This window comes from Acidovorax sp. ACV01, assembly GCF_014851495.1.
Lineage (GTDB): Bacteria > Pseudomonadota > Gammaproteobacteria > Burkholderiales > Burkholderiaceae_C > Acidovorax > Acidovorax radicis.
This window is the reverse complement of record NZ_JACUZT010000003.1, coordinates 419,209-439,488: the sequence shown is the minus strand read 5'-3', so window position 1 is coordinate 439,488 and position 20,280 is coordinate 419,209. Positions and strand designations below refer to the sequence as shown.

The 20,280-nt window shown below is 68.2% G+C and carries 22 protein-coding genes; 13 read left to right on the top strand and 9 right to left on the bottom strand.

The genetic code is table 11. From position 1 onward, the window contains the following. Positions 1 to 33 precede the first annotated feature (33 nt). Both IB243_RS10705 and IB243_RS10700 read left to right on the top strand, forming a co-directional pair. On the top strand, positions 34 to 279 hold the full coding sequence (locus IB243_RS10705; RefSeq protein ID WP_192426885.1) for an ATP-binding protein: 246 nt from the start codon (positions 34 to 36) through the stop codon (positions 277 to 279). 137 nt (positions 280 to 416) lie between these two features. After that, positions 417 to 854, top strand: a complete 438-nt coding sequence (locus IB243_RS10700; RefSeq protein WP_192426883.1) for an OsmC family protein — start codon at positions 417 to 419, stop codon at positions 852 to 854. A 55-nt stretch (positions 855 to 909) separates the two neighbouring features. Here the strand turns inward: IB243_RS10700 and IB243_RS10695 are convergent, their stop codons facing one another. The 4 genes from IB243_RS10695 to IB243_RS10680 form a co-directional block, all read right to left on the bottom strand. Beyond that, positions 910 to 2,232, bottom strand: a complete 1,323-nt coding sequence (locus IB243_RS10695; RefSeq protein WP_192426882.1) for a serine hydrolase — start codon at positions 2,230 to 2,232, stop codon at positions 910 to 912. Positions 2,233 to 2,293: 61 nt separating this feature from the next. Beyond that, entirely contained in the window at positions 2,294 to 2,875 is a 582-nt protein-coding gene (locus IB243_RS10690; RefSeq protein WP_192426880.1) for a thioredoxin family protein, read from the bottom strand. A 26-nt stretch (positions 2,876 to 2,901) separates the two neighbouring features. Further along, positions 2,902 to 3,615: a cytochrome c biogenesis CcdA family protein gene (locus IB243_RS10685; RefSeq protein WP_192426879.1), complete on the bottom strand. Its 714-nt coding sequence runs from the start codon at positions 3,613 to 3,615 to the stop codon at positions 2,902 to 2,904. After that, positions 3,612 to 4,088, bottom strand: a complete 477-nt coding sequence (locus IB243_RS10680; RefSeq protein ID WP_192426878.1) for a DUF2147 domain-containing protein — start codon at positions 4,086 to 4,088, stop codon at positions 3,612 to 3,614. The genes IB243_RS10685 and IB243_RS10680 overlap by 4 nt, the downstream gene beginning before the upstream one ends. A gap of 179 nt (positions 4,089 to 4,267) precedes the next feature. Here IB243_RS10680 and IB243_RS10675 point away from each other — a divergent pair, with 179 nt between their 5' ends. From IB243_RS10675 to IB243_RS10660, 5 genes are all read left to right on the top strand, one after another. Beyond that, positions 4,268 to 5,044, top strand: a complete 777-nt coding sequence (locus IB243_RS10675; RefSeq protein ID WP_192426877.1) for a response regulator — start codon at positions 4,268 to 4,270, stop codon at positions 5,042 to 5,044. Beyond that, on the top strand, positions 5,041 to 6,360 hold the full coding sequence (locus IB243_RS10670) for an ATP-binding protein (protein ID WP_192426876.1): 1,320 nt from the start codon (positions 5,041 to 5,043) through the stop codon (positions 6,358 to 6,360). Before IB243_RS10675 ends, IB243_RS10670 begins: the two co-directional genes overlap by 4 nt. 135 nt (positions 6,361 to 6,495) lie before the next feature. Continuing rightward, positions 6,496 to 7,329, top strand: coding sequence for a DUF72 domain-containing protein (locus IB243_RS10665; RefSeq protein WP_192426875.1), 834 nt, complete (start codon positions 6,496 to 6,498; stop codon positions 7,327 to 7,329). Between the two features lie 175 nt (positions 7,330 to 7,504). Then, on the top strand, positions 7,505 to 7,633 hold the full coding sequence (locus tag IB243_RS27295; RefSeq protein WP_255509275.1) for a hypothetical protein: 129 nt from the start codon (positions 7,505 to 7,507) through the stop codon (positions 7,631 to 7,633). Positions 7,634 to 7,755: 122 nt separating this feature from the next. Further along, positions 7,756 to 9,147, top strand: a complete 1,392-nt coding sequence (locus tag IB243_RS10660; RefSeq protein WP_192426874.1) for a homoserine dehydrogenase — start codon at positions 7,756 to 7,758, stop codon at positions 9,145 to 9,147. Between the two features lie 92 nt (positions 9,148 to 9,239). On the opposite strand, the gene IB243_RS10655 is transcribed toward IB243_RS10660, so the two are convergent. Both IB243_RS10655 and IB243_RS10650 read right to left on the bottom strand, forming a co-directional pair. After that, positions 9,240 to 9,875, bottom strand: coding sequence for an FMN-binding negative transcriptional regulator (locus IB243_RS10655; protein ID WP_057271215.1), 636 nt, complete (start codon positions 9,873 to 9,875; stop codon positions 9,240 to 9,242). 1 nt (position 9,876) lies between these two features. After that, the gene (locus tag IB243_RS10650; protein ID WP_192426873.1) at positions 9,877 to 10,356 is read right to left on the bottom strand and encodes an OsmC family protein; all 480 of its coding nucleotides are present in this window, start codon (positions 10,354 to 10,356) and stop codon (positions 9,877 to 9,879) included. Between the two features lie 99 nt (positions 10,357 to 10,455). Between IB243_RS10650 and IB243_RS10645 the strand changes: the two genes are divergently transcribed. Further along, a complete protein-coding gene (locus IB243_RS10645) occupies positions 10,456 to 11,913 on the top strand; it encodes a PLP-dependent aminotransferase family protein (RefSeq protein ID WP_192426872.1) in 1,458 nt (485 codons plus the stop codon). Between the two features lie 22 nt (positions 11,914 to 11,935). Here the strand turns inward: IB243_RS10645 and IB243_RS10640 are convergent, their stop codons facing one another. Next, on the bottom strand, positions 11,936 to 13,042 hold the full coding sequence (locus IB243_RS10640) for an MBL fold metallo-hydrolase (RefSeq protein ID WP_225584920.1): 1,107 nt from the start codon (positions 13,040 to 13,042) through the stop codon (positions 11,936 to 11,938). Between the two features lie 129 nt (positions 13,043 to 13,171). Between IB243_RS10640 and IB243_RS10635 the strand changes: the two genes are divergently transcribed. The 5 genes from IB243_RS10635 to IB243_RS10615 all read left to right on the top strand — a co-directional run bounded on the left by IB243_RS10635 (position 13,172) and on the right by IB243_RS10615 (position 18,382). Further along, on the top strand, positions 13,172 to 13,798 hold the full coding sequence (locus tag IB243_RS10635; RefSeq protein WP_192426868.1) for a TetR/AcrR family transcriptional regulator: 627 nt from the start codon (positions 13,172 to 13,174) through the stop codon (positions 13,796 to 13,798). 100 nt (positions 13,799 to 13,898) lie between these two features. Then, positions 13,899 to 14,450, top strand: coding sequence for a gamma carbonic anhydrase family protein (locus IB243_RS10630; RefSeq protein WP_192426866.1), 552 nt, complete (start codon positions 13,899 to 13,901; stop codon positions 14,448 to 14,450). Positions 14,451 to 14,508: 58 nt separating this feature from the next. Beyond that, a complete protein-coding gene (locus IB243_RS10625; RefSeq protein WP_192426864.1) occupies positions 14,509 to 15,564 on the top strand; it encodes a sensor domain-containing diguanylate cyclase in 1,056 nt (351 codons plus the stop codon). A gap of 100 nt (positions 15,565 to 15,664) precedes the next feature. Continuing rightward, positions 15,665 to 17,575, top strand: coding sequence for a radical SAM protein (locus tag IB243_RS10620; protein WP_192426862.1), 1,911 nt, complete (start codon positions 15,665 to 15,667; stop codon positions 17,573 to 17,575). 90 nt (positions 17,576 to 17,665) lie between these two features. Beyond that, positions 17,666 to 18,382, top strand: coding sequence for an HAD family phosphatase (locus tag IB243_RS10615; protein WP_192426860.1), 717 nt, complete (start codon positions 17,666 to 17,668; stop codon positions 18,380 to 18,382). A gap of 45 nt (positions 18,383 to 18,427) precedes the next feature. Here the strand turns inward: IB243_RS10615 and IB243_RS10610 are convergent, their stop codons facing one another. Both IB243_RS10610 and IB243_RS10605 read right to left on the bottom strand, forming a co-directional pair. Further along, complete coding sequence (locus tag IB243_RS10610) at positions 18,428 to 18,730, bottom strand: hypothetical protein (protein ID WP_192426858.1); 303 nt, start codon at positions 18,728 to 18,730, stop codon at positions 18,428 to 18,430. Positions 18,731 to 18,835: 105 nt separating this feature from the next. Beyond that, a complete protein-coding gene (locus IB243_RS10605) occupies positions 18,836 to 20,155 on the bottom strand; it encodes a hypothetical protein (protein WP_225584885.1) in 1,320 nt (439 codons plus the stop codon). Between the last annotated feature and the right edge of the window lie 125 nt (positions 20,156 to 20,280).

Here is a 20,280-nt window from a genome sequence, read left to right as displayed (position 1 = left end):
TCCACTCCGCTGCTGCGCCCTTCAACCCTGCCCATGAACGCCCCCCGCAAAGCGTTGCCCGCCATCGACACCAACCGCTGCACAGGCTGCGGCTGGTGTGTGGCAGTGTGTGCGCCGCATGTGTTGTCGCTGCAGGTGCAAGGCCCAGAAGCCTGGGGGCCCAAATGGTCTCAGCTGCACGACGCGGCGGCCTGCACGGGGTGCGCCTTGTGCGCGGTGCGGTGTCCGTTTGGTGCGATCCGCATGGTGCGGACCCAACCCATCGTTGAAGACGTGTAACGCTACTGCGCATGCCCTTGCGCTGCCATAAACATTGACAGGATGGACATCGCAACGCGATGGTGTCCCACATGCCCGAGCGGCGGGGCGTGGTGACATCGGAGGTTCACCCCATTCACCACCACAAGGAGCACACCATGCCTGAAAAAAAAGCCAGCGTTCACTGGGAAGGTGCCGGCAAGGCCGGCCAGGGCCAGATCAGCACCGAGACCGGCGCGCTGGACAAGTACCCCTACGGCTTTGCCAGCCGCTTTGGCGATGACCGCAAGGGCACCAATCCCGAAGAAATCGTGGGCGCTGCACACGCCGCCTGTTTCACCATGGCATTTTCCTTTGCCGCTGAGAAGGCTGGCATCGCCACCGAGACCATCGACACCACGGCCAGCGTGCGGCTCAGCAAGGAAGGTGACGGTTTTGTGATTGACCGCATCGCCCTCACGCTCACGGCCAAGGTGCCTGGCATGGACGATGCCGCGTTCCAGAAAATGGCGGCAGATGCCAAGGCCAATTGCCCGCTGTCGAAGGCACTGGCCTCGGTGCCAGAGATCACGCTGACCGCCACGCTGGTGAAGTAACTAACGGGGCATGCACTGGCACCGGGCACACCTCGATGCCATCTTTCTTCGCCGCTCAGCGCGCCCGCACCGCTGCGGCCAACGCGGAAAACGCCTGCCGGTCCACCGCATGCGTGAAGGCCGTGTTGGGCACCGGGTGTGTGGACAGCTTCACCACCACCAGCTCTGCCGCCGGGTTGATGTGGATGTGCTGACCCATCAGGCCCTTGGCCTCGTAGGTGCCGTCGGCATCGTGTGGCACCCACCACTGGTTGTGGTACGAATAGCCCGCGCGCATGGCGGTACCGGGAGCCTTGCTGAACTGGGTTGGATCCGCCCCCTTGCGCAGCTCGGCGATGGTGGCGGGCGAGATGATCTGCTGCCCGTTAAACCGGCCGTTGGCACGCAGCATTTCGCCGAGGCGGCCCAAGTCGCGCAGCGTGGCGTTCACGCCCACGCTGGTGGACTGGCCGCCGTTGGCGTCGGCAAACACATACGCATCCTCCTGCGCCCCCAGCCGCGACCAGATGCGTTCGGACAGCAGCGTGGCGTAGCTCTTGCCCGTCACGCGCTGCAACAGCCAGCCCAGCACTTCCGTGTCCACCGACTTGTACGCGAACGCGGTGCCGTGCTCGCCGTCTTTCTTCAGCGTGGGCAAGAACTCGGCCATGCTTTTGGCGGCGTTGCTGCCGGGCGGCGCGGGCTGCAGGCCTGCGGCGGCCAGGTACTGGAAGACGCCGGACGCGGGGTCGGCAAAGTTCTCGGCGTACTGCACGGCGGTGGTCATGTCCAGCGTCTGCTGCACGGTGGCATCGGCCCAGGCGCTGGTGGCCAGCTCGGGCAGGTAGTGGGGGATCAGCGCTTTCGGGTCGATCACGCCTTCCTGGATGAGTTCGGTGGCCAGCAGGCCGGTGAGCGATTTGCTCATGGACCACAACACATGCGGCTGGTGCGGTTGCATGCCGATGTGGTGGCGCTCGTACACGACACGGCCCCGGTGCAGCACCAGCAGGCCGTCGGTGTAGGTGGCCTTCTGCCAGTCAGCCAGCGTGGTGGCGCCGCCCTTGCCATCGGGCACGGGCAGCGCGTCGTCCAGCGTGCGGGCTGCGGCCGTCAACGCGCTGGGCGCGCCTGCGCCGCGCCACACGGCGGCCGTAGGGCCCAGCTCGCGCAGGTGGTGCGCGGCCCAGCGCACATTGGGGTATTTGAGGATGTTGGCCAGGCGCACGACCTTGTCGGGCGGTGGCGGAAAGCCCTGCATCAGCTGCAGCGTGGCGGGGTGGGTGGCGTCGGGTGGTGGCAGTTGCGGCGCCTGGGCATGGCTGGCGGCGGCCATGCAGAGGGCGGCAGCGGCCGCGGCGAGCGTGACCAGGGCAAATTGAAGGCGGGGGTACGGCATGGTGCAAAAGTCCTGCAAAGGTGAGTAGGGAAAGGGCGGGGAAACGATTGATTCAGTAGGTCTATCCCCGCGCCGCCAGCAACGCGCGGATCACGGCTTCGGTGCGCTCATATTCGCCCTCCCCGAAATGCTTGTAGCGAATGCGGCCCTGCGCATCGATGAGGTACGCGGCAGGCCAGTACTGGTTGCTGTAGGCCTTCCAGGTGCCGTAGCGGTTGTCCTGCGCCACGGGGTGCTTCACGCCGTGGCGGCGCATGGCCACCTCGACATTGCTGGTGGTGCGCTCAAACGGAAACTCCGGCGTGTGCACGCCCACCACCGTGAGTCCCTGGGGCGTGTACAGCTCGGCCCATCGGTTCACATGGGGCAGGGTGCGGATGCAGTTGATGCAGGCGTAGGTCCAAAAATCCACCAGCACCACGCGGCCGCGCAGCTGGGCCAGGGTCAGCGGCTCGGAGTTGAGCCAGCGCTCGATGCCGGTGAACTCGGGCGCGGGGCCAAAGTCGGGCAGCGTCGCCGCCTGGATGGCGGGCCCTGCAGCGTGGGTGAGGGTGGGCGCTGCCACGGCAGCGGCCACGGAGGCCGCAGACGCCAGAAACGTGCGGCGCTGAAACGAGAAGGGTGAAGAAGGGCGCGATGTCATGGTGAAAACTCCTTGCTGCGGGCCGCTCACAGCCCGCCAGAAATCGAGGGATAGAACTGCGACAGCCACGCGGTGACCTGCCCATCCACCTCCAGCAGCATGGCCAGCGCCACGGCAATGACCACCACGCCAAAGGCCTGCTGCACGCGGTGCGCGTGGCGCGAGATGCGGCGCACATGGCTGGCCGCAGCCTGGCCCCCGTAGGCGATGGCCAGCATGGGCAGCGCGGCGCCGGTGGAATACGCCAGCAGCAGCACGGCGGTGCCCACGCCGGGCGGCTCGGTGGCGATGAGGGTGAGGATGGAGGCCAGCACCGGCCCGGCGCAGGGCGTCCACACCGCGCCCAGGCTCAGGCCCAGCAGCAGCCCGCCCCAGTTGCCGCCCGATGAACCCAGCCCCAGGCTGGCCACGCGGCTGAGCACGCCACCCGCGTGTTGGCTCAGCCACTGGAAGGGCCGGGGCCACACCGTGAGCACGCCAAACACCAGCAGCATCACGGCGGCGAACCGGCGCAAGCCCTCGGGCGAGACCCCCAGCACCTGCGTAAAGCTGCTGAACAGCAGCGCCACGGCCGCAAACGACAGCGCAAAGCCCAGCGCGATGAACAGCGGGCGCGTACGCTGCGCGGGGCCGCCCGCCACCGATGCGCCCAGCACCACCGGCAGCATGGGCAGCACGCAGGGCGCGCCCACGGTAAGCATGCCGGCGGCCACGGCCAGCCAGGGCGAGGTATTGGTCATTGCGGCGCCCCCTGGTCGATGGCAGGGCGGCGCCACACCTGCGTCTTGCCGAACAGCGGAATGCCGACATAGGCGCGCACCAGCAGCTGATCCGGCTCGGCGGGGGTGAGGGTGGCGCGGTAGGTCTTGGCGTTCTCGCGGTTGTAGATCTCGCCCTGGTATTCGGTGCTGCCGTCGCCGCTGGGGCGCAGGCCCGACAGCAGGGTCATGCCCAGCGCAGGCCGCGCGTCGGCCGCGGCCATGTCAGCGCCCGGGGCGCTCATGGAACGGTTGGCCAGCACACGCACCACCTTGCCACACAGGGTCTCGCCGGCGCAGGGCGCAATGTCTACCTCCAGGTTGCCGCTTTCGGTGATCCAGCGGCCCAGCGGGGCCTTGGCAGGCGTGGCGGCCAGGGATTGCTGGGCGCCTGCGGATTGGGCCAGGCACAGCGCCAGCAGCCCGGTCGTGGCCATCCAGGGGTTCATCTTCATGGCAAGGTCCTCGTGAAGTTCAGGAAGACTGCATTGAAGCGAGCGGACGTATCGGTGATATTTCCTGGCAAGGCCTTTTGGTATGCGTGCGTATCCGCAGCGCCGCCCGACAAGTTCAGATACATACGGCCCGCCGCGCCGCTGCCACACCCAGGGCAAACCCCGGAGAATCACCACCCATGAGCACGCCCACCGAAGACCACATCCTGATCGTCGATGACGACGCGGGCATCCGCGAGCTGGCGGCCGAGTACCTGCAGCGCCAGGGCCTGCAGGTGAGCGTGGCGGCCGACGGCCGGCAGATGCGCGAGGTGCTGGCCACGCAGCGCATCGACCTGCTCGTGCTGGACCTGATGCTGCCCGGCACCGACGGCATCACGCTGTGCCGCGAGCTGCGCAGCCCCGGCGCGCCGCCGCTGCCCATCATCATGCTCACCGCGCGCAGCGACGAGGCGGACCGCATCCTGGGCCTGGAGCTGGGCGCGGACGACTACCTGACCAAACCCTTTGCCGCGCGCGAGCTGCTGGCGCGCATCCACGCGGTGCTGCGGCGCACGCGCATGCTGCCGCCCAACCTGGCGGTGGCCGAGCCCGCGCGCCATCTCGCATTCGGCGACTGGCGGCTGGACACCACGGCGCGCCACCTGCTCGATGCCACGGGCGCGGTGGTGGCGCTCTCGGGCGCCGAATACCGTCTGCTGCGCGTGCTGCTGGACCACCCGCAGCGCATCCTCACGCGCGACCAATTGCTGCAGCTCACGCAGGGGCGCGACGCCGACGTGTTCGACCGCTCCATCGACCTGCTGGTCAGCCGCGTGCGCCAGCGTTTGGGCGATGGCGCACGCGGCTCGCGCTACATCAAGACGGTGCGCAACGAGGGCTATGTGTTCTGCGCCGACGTGCTGCCCGCATCGGTGCAGGTACCCACGCCAGCGCGGGGAGGGACCGCCGCATGACGCTGCGCTGGTGGCCCCGCTCGCTGTTCGGGCGCATCCTGCTGGTGCTGGCGCTCGGCCTGGCTCTGGCGCACGCGCTGACGTTTGTGCTGGCGATCACCGAGCGCGGCATGACCATGCGCCGCGCCATGGTGTCGTACCTGGCGAGCGACGTGGCCAGCTCCATCGCCATGCTGGACCGCCTGCCGCCCGCAGAGCGCGCGCAGTGGGTGGACCGGCTGGCGCGCCGCAATTACCGGTTTGCACTGACCGCGCCGCTCGATGCACCCGAAGACCCGTCCGCCATGGCCCGCCTGATCGCAGGGGCCGTGGGCGCCACGCTGCCGCCGGGCCGCACGGTGCACGTGATCGACCCGCGCGTGCCCGGCACCGAGCTGCGCCTGCAGCTGCAGCTGGCCGACGGCACGCCGCTGGCCGTGGACATGGACGAGCCCCGGCTGCAGGTCTCGCCCTGGGTGCTGGGCGCGCTGGCGCTGCAACTGGCGCTGCTGGTGGGTTTATGCGCCTGGGCGGTGCGCGCGGCCACGCGGCCCCTGCGCACGCTGGCCGACGCGGCCGATGCGCTGGGCGCCGACCGCCCCGCCGTGCCCCTGGCCGAGGACGGCCCGCGCGAGGTGCAGCGCGCTGCCCAGGCCTTCAACCGCATGCAGCAGCGCATCCAGGCGCACCTGGAGGAGCGCATGCGCATCCTGGCCGCCGTCTCGCACGACCTGCAAACGCCCATCACCCGCCTGCGCCTGCGCGCCGACCTGCTGGACGACACCGCGCTGCAGGGCAAGCTGCACGCGGACCTGGCCGAGATGCAGTCGCTGGTGGAAGAAGGCATTGCCTACGCGCGCTCGTCCCAGGCCGTGCAGGAGCCGCTGCAGCGCGTGGACCTGCGCGCGCTGCTGCAGAGCATTGCGTTCGACTACGCCGATGCCGGCCTGCCCGTGACGCTGCTGCACGCAGACCCGGGCACCTGCGACACGCGCCCACAGGCGCTGCGCCGGCTGGTGTGCAACCTGGTGGACAACGCGATCAAGTTTGCAGGCGCGGCCGAGCTGAGCCTGGAGGAACAGGCACAGGCGCAAGGCCCGTGGCTGCTGCGCGTGCTGGACCGGGGCCCCGGCATTGCGCAGGCCGACCTGGCCGCCGTGCTGCAGCCCTATGTGCGGCTGGAAGACTCGCGCAACCGCGGCACCGGCGGCACGGGGCTGGGTCTGGCCATTGCGAGCGAGCTGGCGAAGGCGCTGGGCGGCCGCCTGGTGCTCGGGCCGCGCGGCGAGGGGCCGGGCCTGGAGGCGCGGGTCGAGCTGCCTGGGCAGCAGCCGTAGCGCGCGGCGGGTTCACAAAAATTTGAAGCGCGTGTGCAGGTGCGCCGCCGCCGCGCGCGCACCCGGCCCACGCCCACGCCAAGACCCAGGCCGCTGCTACAGTGCCTGTTCCGTGAACTCACCAGGGGGAACGCCGTGGACAGCACCAGCAGCACTACCACCCACGCAGGCAGTGGCGACAGCAGCAACAGCAGCAGCGGCGGCCCGCAGATCCGCATCGGCATCGGCGGCTGGACCTTCGAGCCCTGGCGCGACAACTTCTACCCCGCAGGCCTGGCGCACAGCAAAGAGCTGCAGTACGCCAGCCGCCAGCTCACCGCCATCGAGGTCAACGGCACCTACTACAGCACCTTCAAGCCACCGACGTTCGCCAAGTGGCATGGCGAAACGCCCGAGGGCTTCATGTTCTCGCTCAAGGCCAACCGCTTTGCAACCAACCGCCGCGTGCTGGCGGAGGCGGGCGATTCGATCACGCGGTTTGTCGAGAGCGGCATCTCCGAACTGAAAGACAAGCTCGGGCCCATCGTCTGGCAGTTCATGCCCACCAAGGCGTTCGAGCCGGGGGACTTCGAGGCCTTCCTCGCGCTGCTGCCCCAGCAGGTCGATGGCCGCCGCCTGCGCCATGTGCTCGACGTGCGGCACGAGAGCTTTGCGACCCCCGCCTTCATTGCGCTGGCCCGCCAGTACGGCTGCGTGCCGGTGCACACCGATTCCGAAAAATTCCCAGCCATCGCCGATGCCGAGGCGGATTTCGCCTACCTGCGGCTGATGCGCAGCCAGGCCGACGTACCGACCGGCTATGCGCCCGAGGCGATTGCGCAGTGGGCGGACGGCGTGCGCGCGTGGACGGGCGGCGGGCGGCCGCGCGACGTGTTCGTGTACTTCATCAACGGCGCGAAGGAGCGGGCCCCGGCAGGGGCGATGGAGCTGATGGCGCAGCTGGGTGTGCAGGCATTCCAAGAAAAATAGGCCGCTACCGCTCTCCCATCAAGCGCAAATAGCTATTTAATTGATAGCACCATCACGTACGATTCGATGCATGTGCAGACCACTTGCCGCCAAGCCGCGCGGCGTCTGCGCGCAACACACCGCACCGCCCGGGCTTGACGCGCGCCCGGCACCGTCAGGTACACTGCGCCTCTTCATGTCGTACACCACCCCCGCCCTCGCCGCACGCGCCACTGCCTTCCAAGGCATGGGCATGATGCAGCGCGCGTTCACGCGGGCTGTGGTTGCACGAATGATTACCACCATTACCCCCGCGGCCACCTGAGCACGCGCAGGTGGCCGTTTCGGCAGCCACCTGGTGATCGCTCTCTTCTCCCCCAAGACGAATGCACGAAACCCAGCTCTGGCAGCTGGGTTTTTTTGTTTGTTCGTTAGCCGGAGAAGTCCATGTACCGCGATCCCGTCCCATCCCTAGAGCCTCAACCGTTGCACGCCGCCACCGTGGCGATGCGCCCTCTGCGCGTGGGCATGATCGGCATTGGCACCGTGGGCGCAGGCACCTTCCGCGTGCTGGCGCGCAACCAGGCGCTCATCGCAGGCCGCGCGGGGCGGGGCATCAAGATGGTGGTGGTCTGCGCCCGAAGCCTGGCCCGTGCCATGAGCGTGGTGGGTAAGGACGTGGCGCTCACCAACGACCCCATGCAGGTCGCCACGCACCCCGATGTGGACGTGCTGGTGGAGGCCGCCGGCGGCACCGGCCCGGCGCGTGAATGGGTGCTGGCCGCCATCCGTGCGGGCAAGCATGTGGTCACGGCCAACAAGGCGCTGCTGGCGGTGCATGGCAACGAGATCTTCGCCGCCGCGCGCCAGCACGGCGTGGTCGTGGCGTACGAAGGCGCGGTGGCGGTGAGCATCCCCATCGTGAAGGCGCTGCGCGAGGGCCTCACGGCCAACCGTATCGAATGGGTGGCCGGCATCATCAACGGCACCACCAATTTCATCCTGAGCAAGATGCGCGACGAGGGCGTTGGCTTTGCCGAAGCGCTGGCGCAGGCCCAGGCGCTGGGCTACGCCGAAGCGGACCCGACCTTCGACATCGAGGGCATCGACGCCGCACACAAAATCACGCTGCTGGCAGCCAATGCGTTTGGCATGCCGCTGCGGTTTGCCGATGCGCAGGTCGAAGGCATCACCGCGCTGCAGGGCCTGGACGTGGCGTGTGCGGAGCAGCTGGGCTTCCGCATCAAGCTGCTGGGCGTGGCCAAGCGCCGCACAGGCAGTGGCGCGGACGGCGTCGAGCTGCGCGTACAGCCCGCGCTGGTGCCCGCCACGCACCTGATGGCACATGTGAACGGGTCCATGAACGGCATCATGGTCAAGGGCGATGCAGCGGGCGTGACGATGTACTACGGCGCGGGTGCGGGGTCGGAGCAGACCGCGTCGGCCGTGATTGCCGACCTGGTGGATGTGGCGCGGCTCGATGGCACGCGTGCCGCGCAGCGGGTGCCGCAGCTGGGGTTTCACGCAGATGCGGTCAACGAAGGCCTGGCCGTGTTGCCCCGCGCGGCCGTGCACACACGCCACTACCTGCGCGTGCCGGTGCACAGCGCGCAGCAGATCGAGGCCGTGGGCGCCTGGCTGGCCGCGCAGCAGGTGCCGGTGTTGCAGGTGGCCTTGGCCGCCGAGAAATCACTGCCATCGGGCAGCCACACCCAGGTGCTGGTGCTGACGGACGCCGTGGCGCAGGCCACCGTGGACCTGGCGGTGCATGCGCTGGCCACACACCCTGCGGTGGCAGGCCCGGTGGTGACGCTGCGGGTGGAACTGCTGGAGGGCTGAGAACCCCGTGGGACACTCAATTCTGGATAAAACAGGTGCTAGCGCTTATCCATCAAGCGCTAGCAGCTATCAATTTTGACAAGCCCCGTTGCTCATGGCATCAAGCCCCCCAACACCAGCGCGGCCATGTCCTCTGCTGCGGATGTGCCCTCGGCCATCAGGCCCTGCACCACGCCCGCGCGGTCGGTGTCGGTGCGGTTCTGGCTGACTTTCCAGATGCCTTCCCAGCGATCCACCGGCAGTTCGATGCCCACGATGGCGTGCAGCAGTTTGTCGATGTAGTCGGGCGGGGCATCGTCAATGCGCCAAGGGTCCGGGCGGTGGGCCTCGTGCCGCTCGCTCAGCGTGTGCAGGATGGCGCGCAACTGCACCGGGTCGTCCACTGCATGGAGCGTGCCGTGGGCGTGCACAGTGGCGTAGTTCCAGGTGGGCACCTGTTTGCCGTCGATGGCCTTGGACGGGTACCACGAGGGCGAGACGTAGGCCTGCGGGCCGTGGAACACCGCCACGGCGGCCTGCGGCAGCAGTGGCAGGACACCGTTGGCACGCCCCACATGGCCCACCAGCGTGCCATGCGGGCCACGCGTGGGGTCCAGGTACAGCGGCACATGGTTCACATGCAGCACGCCTTCGTGCGATACGACCAAGGTGGCCAGGGGCTGGGCCCGCACCAGGGCCTGCAAGATGGCCGGGGCCGTCACCTGGAACTGGCGGTTGGCAATCGTCATGTCAGGCCCCTTCCACTTCCAGCACGGGCGCGCAGTCGATCCGCGTCTTGACCGAGTTGGCCAGGAAACACGACGCGTGGGCGCGGTGGTGCAGGTCGTCGAGTTGTGCGGCGCTGGGCGCGTGGGCCGCGTCAAAGCGCGTGGCGGGGCTCAACTGCACCTGGGTAACGACGAGCTGGCCCTGCTCGTTTTTGGCCATGGTGCCCACGGCCGCGTCGGTGTAGCTGTTGAGCCGAAAGCCCGCACGGCTGGCCAAATCCATGAACCACAGCATGTGGCAGCTAGAGAGGGCCGCCACATAGGCTTCTTCAGGGTCCACGGCCGCGGCGTCGGAATACGGCAGCGGCACCACATGGGGCGACGACGATGCGGCCACGGTGGCGCCACCATCGAAGTGCCAGGTGTGGGCGCGGTGGTAGCGCTTGTCCAGAAAGTCGTCGTTGCCGCGCTGCCAGGTGACGGTGGCGATGTGTGGGGCCATGGGGTTCTCTCAACAAAGGCGGATCGCACGGTGGCGGCCCGGGTTTCTACAATGGTTCTTCAGTTTATGGCGGCATCACAACATTGAAAGGGCCAATTCGTGCCTCGCCCCGGAGCCAATCGAGCCCATCGATCTACCGCCACCACCCTGCGCCAGCAGGTGTATGAGCAATTGCGCCGCGCCATCGAGCAGGGCAGCCTGCGCGCGGGCACGCGGCTGCCGCCGTCGCGCGAGCACGCAAGCAGCCTGGGCGTGTCGCGCAACACCGTGCTGTGGGCCGTGCAGCGGCTGCAGGCCGAAGGGTATGTGGAAGCGCGGGTGGGCGACGGCACCTATGTGTCGCAGGCCGTGGCGGCCACCTCGGCCGCCCCGCAAGGCCTGGTGGCGCCGCCCCGGGGCCTGTCACGCCGGGGGCAGCTGATTGCCGACACGGCGGCGCGCTGGCGCCCCCCGCTGGCGGCCGCCAAGGCGTTCCGCATTGGCGCGCCCGAGGTCGCCACCTTTCCGTTTGTGCTGTGGGACCGGCTCACCCGCCAGGCCAGCGCCCGCCAGCGCGTGGACCGCGCCCAGTACCTGGACCCGGCCGGGGACCCGGACCTGCGTCAGGCCGTGGCGCAGTGGCTGTGGGCCTCGCGCGGCATCCGCTGCGATGCGGCGCAGGTGGTGGTGTGCTCGGGCTCGCAGCAGGGCATCGACCTCATTGCACGGCTGCTGCTGGACGTGGGCGACGAGGTGCTGGTGGAAGACCCCGGCTACCCCGGCATCCGCGCCAGCCTGCTGGGGCATGGCGCGCTGGCGCGGCCGGTGGGCATGGATGCCGACGGCATGCGCATCGACGAGGCCGCCACCCGCTGGCCCGCTGCGCGCATGGCGGTGGTCACGCCCACCCACCAGTTCCCCACGGGGGTCGGCATGGGCCTGGTGCGGCGGCAGGCGCTGCTGCAATGGGCCCGCGCACACGACGCCTGGGTGGTGGAAGACGACTACGACGGCGAGTTTCAATACGGCAGCAACACGCAGCGCGTGCCCGCGCTGTGCAGCCTGCCGGGGTCCGAGCGGGTGCTGTACGTGGGCACGTTCTCCAAGACCCTGCACCCCGGCCTGCGCCTGGGCTTCGTGGTGGTGCCACCCGCGCTGGTGGAGGCCTTTGCCATGGCCCGCGCCATCACCGACCGGCATGCACCCGGTGATGCGCAAGCGGTGCTGGCGCGCTTCATTGCCGAGGGGCACCTGCTGCGCCACTTGCGGCACATGCGGGAGCTGTATCTGCAGCGCCAGCAGGTGCTGATCAGCGCCCTGGCCGACGCCAGCGATGGCGCGGTGCAGCTGTGGCCCAGCGACCGGGGCATGCACCTGCTGCACGAAGGCGCGCCCGGCACCGATGATGAGGCGATCAGCCGCAAGGCGCTGGCAGCGGGTGTGATGCTGGCGCCGCTGTCGCGCTATGCCATGCAGTCCCCGCGCAGGGGTTGGCTGCTGGGGTACGCAGGGTATGACACGCCCGAGATCCTGGAGGCAGCGCGGGTGGTGGGGGCACTGCTGCGCGGAGCCGCGTGAGGATGCGCGAGGCCGCGTGGGTTCAGAGGCGTGGCAACGGCGCGGATTGCGCGTCCGTCATCTTCGTGCGGGCAGTCTGCGGCTGCGCTGCATCACGCCACCAGTGTTTCGAGAGGGCCGGTGTGCGGATGTCCAGGCGCTCGCCCATGACGGGCGCCACCAGCGGCACGGCAGCGTTGGCTGCCAGCGCGGTGACGCGTTCGAACGGCTCCGTCCAGGGGTGCATGGCCAGGTCAAACGTGCCGTTGTGGATGGGCATGAGGTGGCGGCCCTTCACGTCCAGGTGGGCCTGCAGGCTTTCGTGGGGCTGCATGTGCACATCGGGCCATTGCGCGTCGTAGGCACCGGTCTCGATCATCGTGAGGTCGAACGGGCCAAAGCGCTCGCCGATGGCCTTGAAGCCATCGAAGTAGCCCGTGTCGCCGCTGAAGAAGATGCGCAACTGATCGGAGCCTTGCCCGCTCATCAGCACCCACGACGCCCACAGCGTGCGGTTGCCGTCCGACAGGCTGCGCCCCGAAAAGTGCTGGGCGGGTGTGGCCACCAGGCGCAGGCCCTCGATGGTGGTGCCTTGCCACCAGTCGAATTGCTGCACCTTGGCGGCGGGCACCCCCCAGGCGATGAGCCGGTCACCCACGCCCAGTGGGGCCACAAAGTGGGCCACCTTGGGTGCCAGTTGCTGGATGGCGTCGTAGTCCAGGTGGTCGTAGTGGTCGTGCGACAGGATCACGCCCGTGATGGGCGGCAGGTCGTCCAGGGCGATGGGCGGCGCATGGAACCGCTTGGGGCCCAGAAACTGGAACGGCGATGCGCGCTCGGAGAACACCGGGTCGGTCAGCCAGAACTTGCCTTCGATCTTGAGCAGCATGGTGGAGTGGCCCAGGCGCCACAGGCTATGGTCGGGCGCGGCCAACAGGTCGGCCTGCGACAGCGCCTGCACCGGCAGGGCTTGGCGGGGCACGGTGTCGGCCGGCTTGCCTGTGGCAAAGCGCCACATGATGGCGGCGGTCTTGAACAAACCCGGCTGTTCGCGCGGGGCGGTGTTGCGGAACTTGCCGTCCACCTGCTGGGGCGAGTCGGCATACGACGTGGCGGGCAACGAGGCGCAGGAGAGGATGCTGTAGGCCATGGCAACAAGGGCAGTGAGGATGAGGAGGAATCGGGACATGCGGCGGGGCATGGGGCTCTTTCTTAAAAGTGCACTGCACAGTGTAGTTCACTTTTTAAAAAAGTAAACTCGCCGGTGTAAAATGACCCCATGGCCCTTGTTCCCACCCCGTCCCGCCTGACCGACCGCAAGCGCGAGGCCATCGTGCAAGCCGCCATTGCCGAGTTTCGCGAGCACGGTTTCAACGGCACCAGCATGGACCGCGTGGCGGCGGCGGCCGAGGTTTCCAAGCGCACCGTGTACAACCATTTCCCCAGCAAGGACGAACTCTTCGAGGCCATCCTGGGGCACCTGTGGGACCGCAGCCAATCGCTGGCCGAGGTGGCCTACGACGCGGGCCGACCGCTGCGGGACCAGTTGCTGCAGGTGCTGGAGCACAAGATGCAGCTGCTCAACGACGCGAGCTTCATCGACCTCTCGCGCGTGGCCATGGCAGAAATCATGCACACGCCCGAACGCGCCGAGGCGATGGTGACCCGCCTGTCCGAAAAGGAAGAGGGCCTGCCCCGGTGGATCCGTGCGGCCCAGCAGGACGGGGCCCTGCGTGCCAACGTGGACCCGCAATACGCAGCGCACCAGCTGCACGGCATGGTCAAGGCCTTTGCCTTCTGGCCCCAGCTGGCCATGGGCCGCCCCCCGCTGGACGCGGCCCAGCAGCAGCAGGTGCTGGCCGATGCGGTGGACATGTTTTTAGGGTTCTACGCGGTGGCGCGCTGACTTCCTTCCGGCCGACCGCAACGCCGCCTCAAAACATCCGCGCATCCGCATTGCGGTTTGCACTACGCTTGGCCGTTTCCCCACACAGCTTCAGACACCGATGCCTCTTGCCCCCTACCTCGACACCGCCCCGGTTCTGAACACCGGCGTTTTCATCCATGATTCCGCCCAAGTCATCGGCGACGTCACCCTGGGCCGCGACAGCTCGGTGTGGTGCAACGCCGTGCTGCGCGGCGACGTAAACCGCATCGTGGTCGGCGCCTGCAGCAATGTGCAGGACCTGACCATGGGCCATGTGTCGCACCGCAATCCAGCCAAGCCCGAGGGCTCGCCGCTTGTCATTGGCGACTACGTCACCATCGGCCATTCGGTCATCCTGCACGGCTGCCGCATCGGCAACGAATGCCTCATCGGCATGGGCTCCATCGTGATGGACGACGCCGTCATCGAAGACCGCGTGATGCTGGGCGCGGGCAGCCTGGTCTCGCCCGGCAAGGTGCTGGAGAGCGGCTACCTCTACATCGGCCGCCCGGCCGTGCGCCAGCGTGCGCTCACCGAGGCCGAGATGGCCTACCTCAAGTATTCGGCCGAGCACTATGTGCGCGTGAAGAACAACTACCAGGCCACGCCCACACCGGCACCAGCCGCCTGATCCTCCCCGGGTTACCGCCGTGGCCCCCCTGTGCGCCGCGGCCCATAATTTCTGGTGTATGAGCGAACTTCTTCAGCAACTGTCCGAATCCGTCTCCACCGCCCAGTCGGTGGAGGAACTGACGCGGCCGCTTCTGGAAATGCTGGAGGCGGTGACGGGGCTGGAGTCCACCTACCTCACCTCCATCGACGAGGTCCAGGGTGTGCAGCATGTGCTGTATGCACGCAACTCCAGCGCCATGCAGATTCCCGAAGGCCTTGTCGTGCCCTGGAACGACACGCTGTGCAAACGTGCGCTGGAAGAAGGCCGCACCTTCACCGACGACGTGCCGGCCTGCTGGGGCGATTCGCAGGCGGCGCGCGACCTCAACATCCGCACCTACGTGAGCAAGCCCGTCCGCATGGGCAACGGCGCGCTGTACGGCACGCTGTGCGCGGCCAGCACCCACACGCGCCCACGCACGCCCGAGGCCGAGCGCATCCTCACGCTGTTCGCCTACCTGATCGGCCAGCAGGTGGAGCGCGAGCAACTCATCCAGAAGCTGCTGTCGGCCAACGAACAGCTCGCGGCCATGGCGGCCACCGATCAGCTCACAGGAATGCCCAACCGGCGGGCCCTCGTGGAATCGCTGGACCGGATGCTCGCGCAAGGCCGGCGCCGGCAGATGGGGGTCCAGATCGCGTTCATCGACCTGGATGGCTTCAAGGCCATCAACGATACCCATGGCCATGAGGTGGGCGACCAATTCCTCATCGCCATCGCGCAGCGGCTGCAAGGCCTGCTGCGCGCCGAGGACCTGGCCGCACGCCTGGGTGGCGACGAGTTTGTGGTGATCAGCCTGAGCGCGCACGGTGGCGACGCAGCGCACTCTGCACAGGACGCACTGAGCCAGCGCATCACGCAGGTCACCCAGGGCCGCTTTGACCTGCCGGGCGCCTCACTGGACTACGGCGGCGCCAGCGTGGGCGTCGTCACCATTGCCCCAGACCAGCCACACGGCACCGAAGAGGCACTGCGCGTGGCGGACCAGACCATGTACCAGGTCAAGCTCGCGCGCCGGCGGGCCGAAGACACCGTGGCCCAGGCGCGCAGCGGACTGGCAGCCCACCGCTGAGCCACACCCAAAAGGCAGGCCCCCGCCTGCTGCAGTAGCCACACCCGCACGGGAGAAACCGCAGGCCCGGATAATCGGGGCTTACCAACCCCCGCGTCCCATGGCCTCTTCTCCGTGCCGCGTGCTCTCTGTCATCCCCCCGATGACGCAGCTGAACACGCCCTATCCGTCCACCGCCTACCTCACGGGCTTTCTGCGCTCGCGCGGCGTCACCGCATTCCAGGAAGACCTGGCGCTGGCGCTGGTGCTGCAATTGCTCTCGCCCGAGGGCCTGAAGGCCGTGGCTGCAAAGGTGGATGCACTGCCCACCAAAAAACAAAGCCCCGCCGTGCAGAGCTTTGCCGCGCAGAAGGACCGGTACCTCGCCACCATTGGCCCGGCCATCGCCTTCCTGCAGGGCCGGGACAGCACGCTGGCGCACCGCATCGCCGGGCGGCACTACCTGCCTGAGGGGCCGCGCTTTGCCACGCTCGACGTGTATGTGGACGACGAGGGCGGCGACCCGCTGGGCTGGGCGTTTGGCGCCCTGGGCCTGCACGACAAGGCCAAGCACCTGGCCACGCTGTATCTGAACGACCTGGCCGATGTGCTGCGCGATGCGGTGGACGAGCGTTTTGAGTTTGTGCGCTACGCCGAATCGCTGGCGGGCAGCCAGCCCACGTTTGACCCGCTGGCCGATGCGCTGGCCGCGCCGCCTACGCTGGTGGACGACATGCTGCAGCAGCTCACGCACGAGGCCCTGGAGCGCCACACGCCCGATGTGGTGTTGCTCTCGGTGCCTTTCCCGGGCTCGGTGTATGCGGCGTTTCGCATTGCACAGGCCATCAAGGCGCGTCACCCGCAGGTGGTGACGGTGCTGGGCGGCGGTTTTGTGAACACCGAGCTGCGCGAGCTGGCCGACCCGCGCGTGTTCGACCACTTCGACTACGTGACGCTGGACGCCGGCGAGCGCCCGCTGCTGGCGCTGCTGGAACATGTGCGCGGCGAGCGCGGCCGCCAGCGCTTAGTGCGTACCTTTGTGCGTGGAGACGATGGTGCGGTGCAGTACATCAACATGATGGAAGCCGACGTGGCCTTCGCCGAGGTGGGCACACCCACCTGGGACGGCCTGCCGCTGGACCGCTACCTCTCGCTGCTGGACATGCTCAACCCCATGCACCGGCTGTGGAGCGACGGGCGCTGGAACAAGCTCACCGTGGCGCACGGCTGCTATTGGAAGAAGTGCAGTTTTTGCGACGTGAGCCTGGACTACATCAGTCGCTACGAGGGCGCGAGCGCCGAGGTGCTGGCCGACCGCATCGAGGCCATCGTGCGCGAGACGGGGCAGACGGGCTTTCACTTTGTGGACGAGGCTGCGCCCCCCAAGGCGCTGAAAGCACTGGCCACCGAGCTGATTGCACGCAACGCCGGCATCAGCTGGTGGGGCAATGTGCGGTTCGAGAAAACCTTCACGCCCGACCTGGCCGAGCTGATGGCCGACAGTGGCTGCATTGCGATTTCGGGCGGACTCGAAGTGGCCTCCGACCGGCTGCTCACTCTCATGAAAAAAGGCGTGTCGGTGGACCAGGTGGCGCGCGTGACGCGGGCGTTCACCGACGCGGGCATCCTGGTGCATGCGTACCTGATGTACGGCTTTCCGACGCAGACGGTGCAGGACACGGTGGATGCGCTCGAATACGTGCGCCAGCTGTTCGCCAACGGCTGCATCCAGAGCGGGTTCTTCCACCGCTTTGCCTGCACCGTGCACTCACCGGTGGGCAAGAACCCCGAGGAATACGGTGTGACCCTGGCGCCGCTGCCCCCGGGTGACTTTGCCAAGAACGACGTGGCCTTCATCGACCCCACGGGCGTGGACCACGATGCGCTGGGCGGCGCGCTCAAGAAGGCCATCTACAACTACATGCATGGCATCGGGCTCGAAGAAGACGTGCGCAGCTGGTTCCCCTTCAAGGTGCCCAAGACCACGGTGCAGCGCAACCGCATCGAGCGGGCGCTGCGCGAGCGGGGTTGACGAACGGCTGGTGGGTCGATGGTTCGGATAAAAAGTGCCACCAGCGCTTATCCAACAAGCGCTGATTGCTATCAATAACATTGCATTTACATGCCCCAGCTCCCCCACCGTCCCGGATTCGCCGCCGCCATCTTCGACATGGACGGACTGCTGGTCGATTCCGAGCGTGTGACCCTGCGTGCCTGGATCGGCGCCGCGCGGGCGCGGGGCATTGCGCTGGCCGAGGCCGACTACCTGCAGGTGGTGGGGCGCGCGTCCACCGATTCCGACGCCATGCTCACCGCGCTGCTGGGCGGCCCGCAGGTGTTCGGGCAGGTGCTGGCCGATGTGGCGGCGCGGCTGTCCGATGGCGGGCCAGAGCCGCTGTTTCCCCTCAAACCTGGCGCCGCATCGCTGCTGCAGGCGCTACGGCACGCAGGTGTGCCGTGCGCAGTGGCGTCATCGTCGCGGCGTGACGAAATCGAGCACCGGTTGGGCCGGGTGGGCGTGCTGCACCACTTTCAGGCGTGGGCCGGCGGCAACGAGGTGCCGCGTGGCAAACCCGACCCCGCCCTGTACCGGCTGGCGGCCGGCCGCCTGGGCGTGGACCCCGCGCAGTGCCTGGCCTTTGAAGACAGCGAAAACGGCGCACGCGCCGCACAGGCTGCGGGCGTGGCGGTGGTGATCGTGCCGGACCTCAAGCAACCCGCCGCCGATGTGGCCGGGCGCAGCCATGGCGTGCTCGAATCGCTGGTGTCGGCGCACGACCATTTGCCACGCTGGTTCGTGGCGGTGGGGACGATAAAAACAGATGAAATTGGCTCCTAACGCTTGTCTACAAAGCGTGAATAGCTACCAAATTCAGAGCATTTGCTATTTCTGCTTCTGATAGGCCTTGTCAGCCGGAGGCCCCCGGTCTGTGTCCAGCAAGCCCCGCTTCACGTCGCGGTAGGCCTGCTCCATCTGGACGTCGGGCTTGCCGTGGGTCATGTCCACCGATTCGTCGCGTTCATGGGGCAGGAGAGGTTCGGGCCCGCTCAGGTCTTCAGGTCCGCTGCCTGGCTGCGGCTGGGGCTGGGGCTGGGTGGTATTCACGCGCCGCTCGGTGCGGGCGGGAACGGGAGCGGAGGGAGTGATCTCCTCTTCCGTGCGGGGGGCGGTGGGGGTCGTTTTCATGCGGGGCCTTGGTATGCAACGTAGAGTCCCTCCACCCTAACGCCGCTGGCCGCCCCGCGCTGTAGGCCCAGTCCCCGCGCCGCTGCGGGCGTGCGGAGCCTGCTGTCACCAGAACAACCACCGCTCCAGCGCATTGAGCACGATGACCACGATCACGCCGATCAAGAAGAGGATCGCCTTGCGGCGCGCCTGCGCGCTCACCACCAGCTTGTAGACCGTGTACGCGGCGAGCGTGCCCACAAAAGGCGCCGCGATGGCGGCACCTGACAAGACGATGGCCACGAGCTTGCCCCAGCCGTCGGTCCCGCCCATTGTCCAGATCGAACGCAAGTAGATCGCGCTCGGAATGGCCAGGCCCAACCACAGCACCCCGGACGCCACCGCAACGCTGACGTGGTGCGCGAGCAGGCCATAAAGCAACACGACGCCCGCAGCGCCACCACAGAACGCGAGCAGCCGGAGCCAGCGCGGCAGAGGCGCGTCAGCGCGGCGGGAAGCCTTGGCTGCATCAGCCGCCTTCTTGCCCGCTGTGGCGGTAGCCGCTGCCGCCGCCTGGGCACGTTGTTGTTGCTGTTGTTGCATCTCAGCGGATTCACGGGCGCCGCGCAGGAAGTCGTCCACCGCCGGGTTGTCCACCTGAACCAGGATACGGACCGTGCGCGACAGGGCCTGGTCGCGCTGGGGCAGTTCGGTCTGCAAGGTGGCCCCTTGACTGAACCATTCCCCCATCTGCGCCAGCCACCCCACACCGGAAGGCGGCAGCCCGAAGCCGCCCTCCGCCGTGCGGCACAGGTAATGCTGGGTGCTCTGCGGCGGGACGAACTGCCGCGCGCTGTACCGGGGCAAATAGCATTGCATCAGCGGTGCAGCCGCCGGCTGGCCGGGGCGGCCCAGGCGCAGCGCAAACTCGGGCAAGGGCACGGGCTCGCTCAGTCCATTGCGCACGCCCAGCCAAAGGTAAAGGCCCCGGACTCGCCCATCCTTGGCCCGATGCACCCAGAGGCCGGGGCCTTCTTGCGCAATGTCTGCGCCCAGGGCGTCGAGTTCGGACGGTAGCGGGGCACCGGGGCCGTCCATGTCCCATTGCGGCCGCAGGTGGGCTTTCAGGATGGAGGGCCACACCCTGCGCGCGCGGCGCTGCAGGTCGTCAGCATCGACCCCCCGCCCATGGGTGATGGCAGCTTCGATGGTGCGGCCGGCCTGCGCCGGCTGCCCTTCCAGGGCGAGCAACCATTCGTCGAGCAAAGCCAGCCGCAAATAGAGCGCATCAGCCTCTTGTCCCAGGGCCTCCGCCGCGCGCCCCCAGGCATACCGGGCAGGCTGCTGCGGTACCAGCTCCTGCGCCAGCAATCGCTGGCGCGCAGAGCTGTCAGCCTGGGCAGCCGAAGGCGGGGCTTTTTGTGCCCACGCGCCAGATGTGCCCATGCACAGCAGCACCACGAACCCCAGCGCCCGCAGCAAGACGCCCGGCGCACTTTCCGCCCAGCCTGGGACAAGGCTTGCCCGTACCCCAGGCGTGCCGCGCAGCGGCGAACCACGGTTCTGCGCAC

Excerpts from the sequence above, each read along its gene's own strand:
- IB243_RS27295 (WP_255509275.1), top strand. The coding sequence starts at position 7,505 with ATGTCGTACACCACCCCCGCCCTCGCCGCACGCGCCACTGCCTTCCAA.
- IB243_RS10630 (WP_192426866.1), top strand. The coding sequence starts at position 13,899 with ATGCCTCTTGCCCCCTACCTCGACACCGCCCCGGTTCTGAACACCGGC.
- IB243_RS10670 (WP_192426876.1), top strand. The coding sequence starts at position 5,041 with ATGACGCTGCGCTGGTGGCCCCGCTCGCTGTTCGGGCGCATCCTGCTG.
- IB243_RS10675 (WP_192426877.1), top strand. The coding sequence starts at position 4,268 with ATGAGCACGCCCACCGAAGACCACATCCTGATCGTCGATGACGACGCG.
- IB243_RS10690 (WP_192426880.1), bottom strand. The coding sequence starts at position 2,875 with ATGACATCGCGCCCTTCTTCACCCTTCTCGTTTCAGCGCCGCACGTTT.
- IB243_RS10685 (WP_192426879.1), bottom strand. The coding sequence starts at position 3,615 with ATGACCAATACCTCGCCCTGGCTGGCCGTGGCCGCCGGCATGCTTACC.
- IB243_RS10695 (WP_192426882.1), bottom strand. The coding sequence starts at position 2,232 with ATGCCGTACCCCCGCCTTCAATTTGCCCTGGTCACGCTCGCCGCGGCC.
- IB243_RS10660 (WP_192426874.1), top strand. The coding sequence starts at position 7,756 with ATGTACCGCGATCCCGTCCCATCCCTAGAGCCTCAACCGTTGCACGCC.
- IB243_RS10620 (WP_192426862.1), top strand. The coding sequence starts at position 15,665 with ATGGCCTCTTCTCCGTGCCGCGTGCTCTCTGTCATCCCCCCGATGACG.
- IB243_RS10640 (WP_225584920.1), bottom strand. The coding sequence starts at position 13,042 with ATGGCCTACAGCATCCTCTCCTGCGCCTCGTTGCCCGCCACGTCGTAT.
- IB243_RS10700 (WP_192426883.1), top strand. The coding sequence starts at position 417 with ATGCCTGAAAAAAAAGCCAGCGTTCACTGGGAAGGTGCCGGCAAGGCC.
- IB243_RS10650 (WP_192426873.1), bottom strand. The coding sequence starts at position 10,356 with ATGGCCCCACACATCGCCACCGTCACCTGGCAGCGCGGCAACGACGAC.
- IB243_RS10615 (WP_192426860.1), top strand. The coding sequence starts at position 17,666 with ATGCCCCAGCTCCCCCACCGTCCCGGATTCGCCGCCGCCATCTTCGAC.
- IB243_RS10705 (WP_192426885.1), top strand. The coding sequence starts at position 34 with ATGAACGCCCCCCGCAAAGCGTTGCCCGCCATCGACACCAACCGCTGC.
- IB243_RS10635 (WP_192426868.1), top strand. The coding sequence starts at position 13,172 with ATGGCCCTTGTTCCCACCCCGTCCCGCCTGACCGACCGCAAGCGCGAG.
- IB243_RS10605 (WP_225584885.1), bottom strand. The coding sequence starts at position 20,155 with ATGGGCACATCTGGCGCGTGGGCACAAAAAGCCCCGCCTTCGGCTGCC.
- IB243_RS10680 (WP_192426878.1), bottom strand. The coding sequence starts at position 4,088 with ATGAAGATGAACCCCTGGATGGCCACGACCGGGCTGCTGGCGCTGTGC.
- IB243_RS10610 (WP_192426858.1), bottom strand. The coding sequence starts at position 18,730 with ATGAAAACGACCCCCACCGCCCCCCGCACGGAAGAGGAGATCACTCCC.
- IB243_RS10625 (WP_192426864.1), top strand. The coding sequence starts at position 14,509 with ATGAGCGAACTTCTTCAGCAACTGTCCGAATCCGTCTCCACCGCCCAG.
- IB243_RS10655 (WP_057271215.1), bottom strand. The coding sequence starts at position 9,875 with ATGACGATTGCCAACCGCCAGTTCCAGGTGACGGCCCCGGCCATCTTG.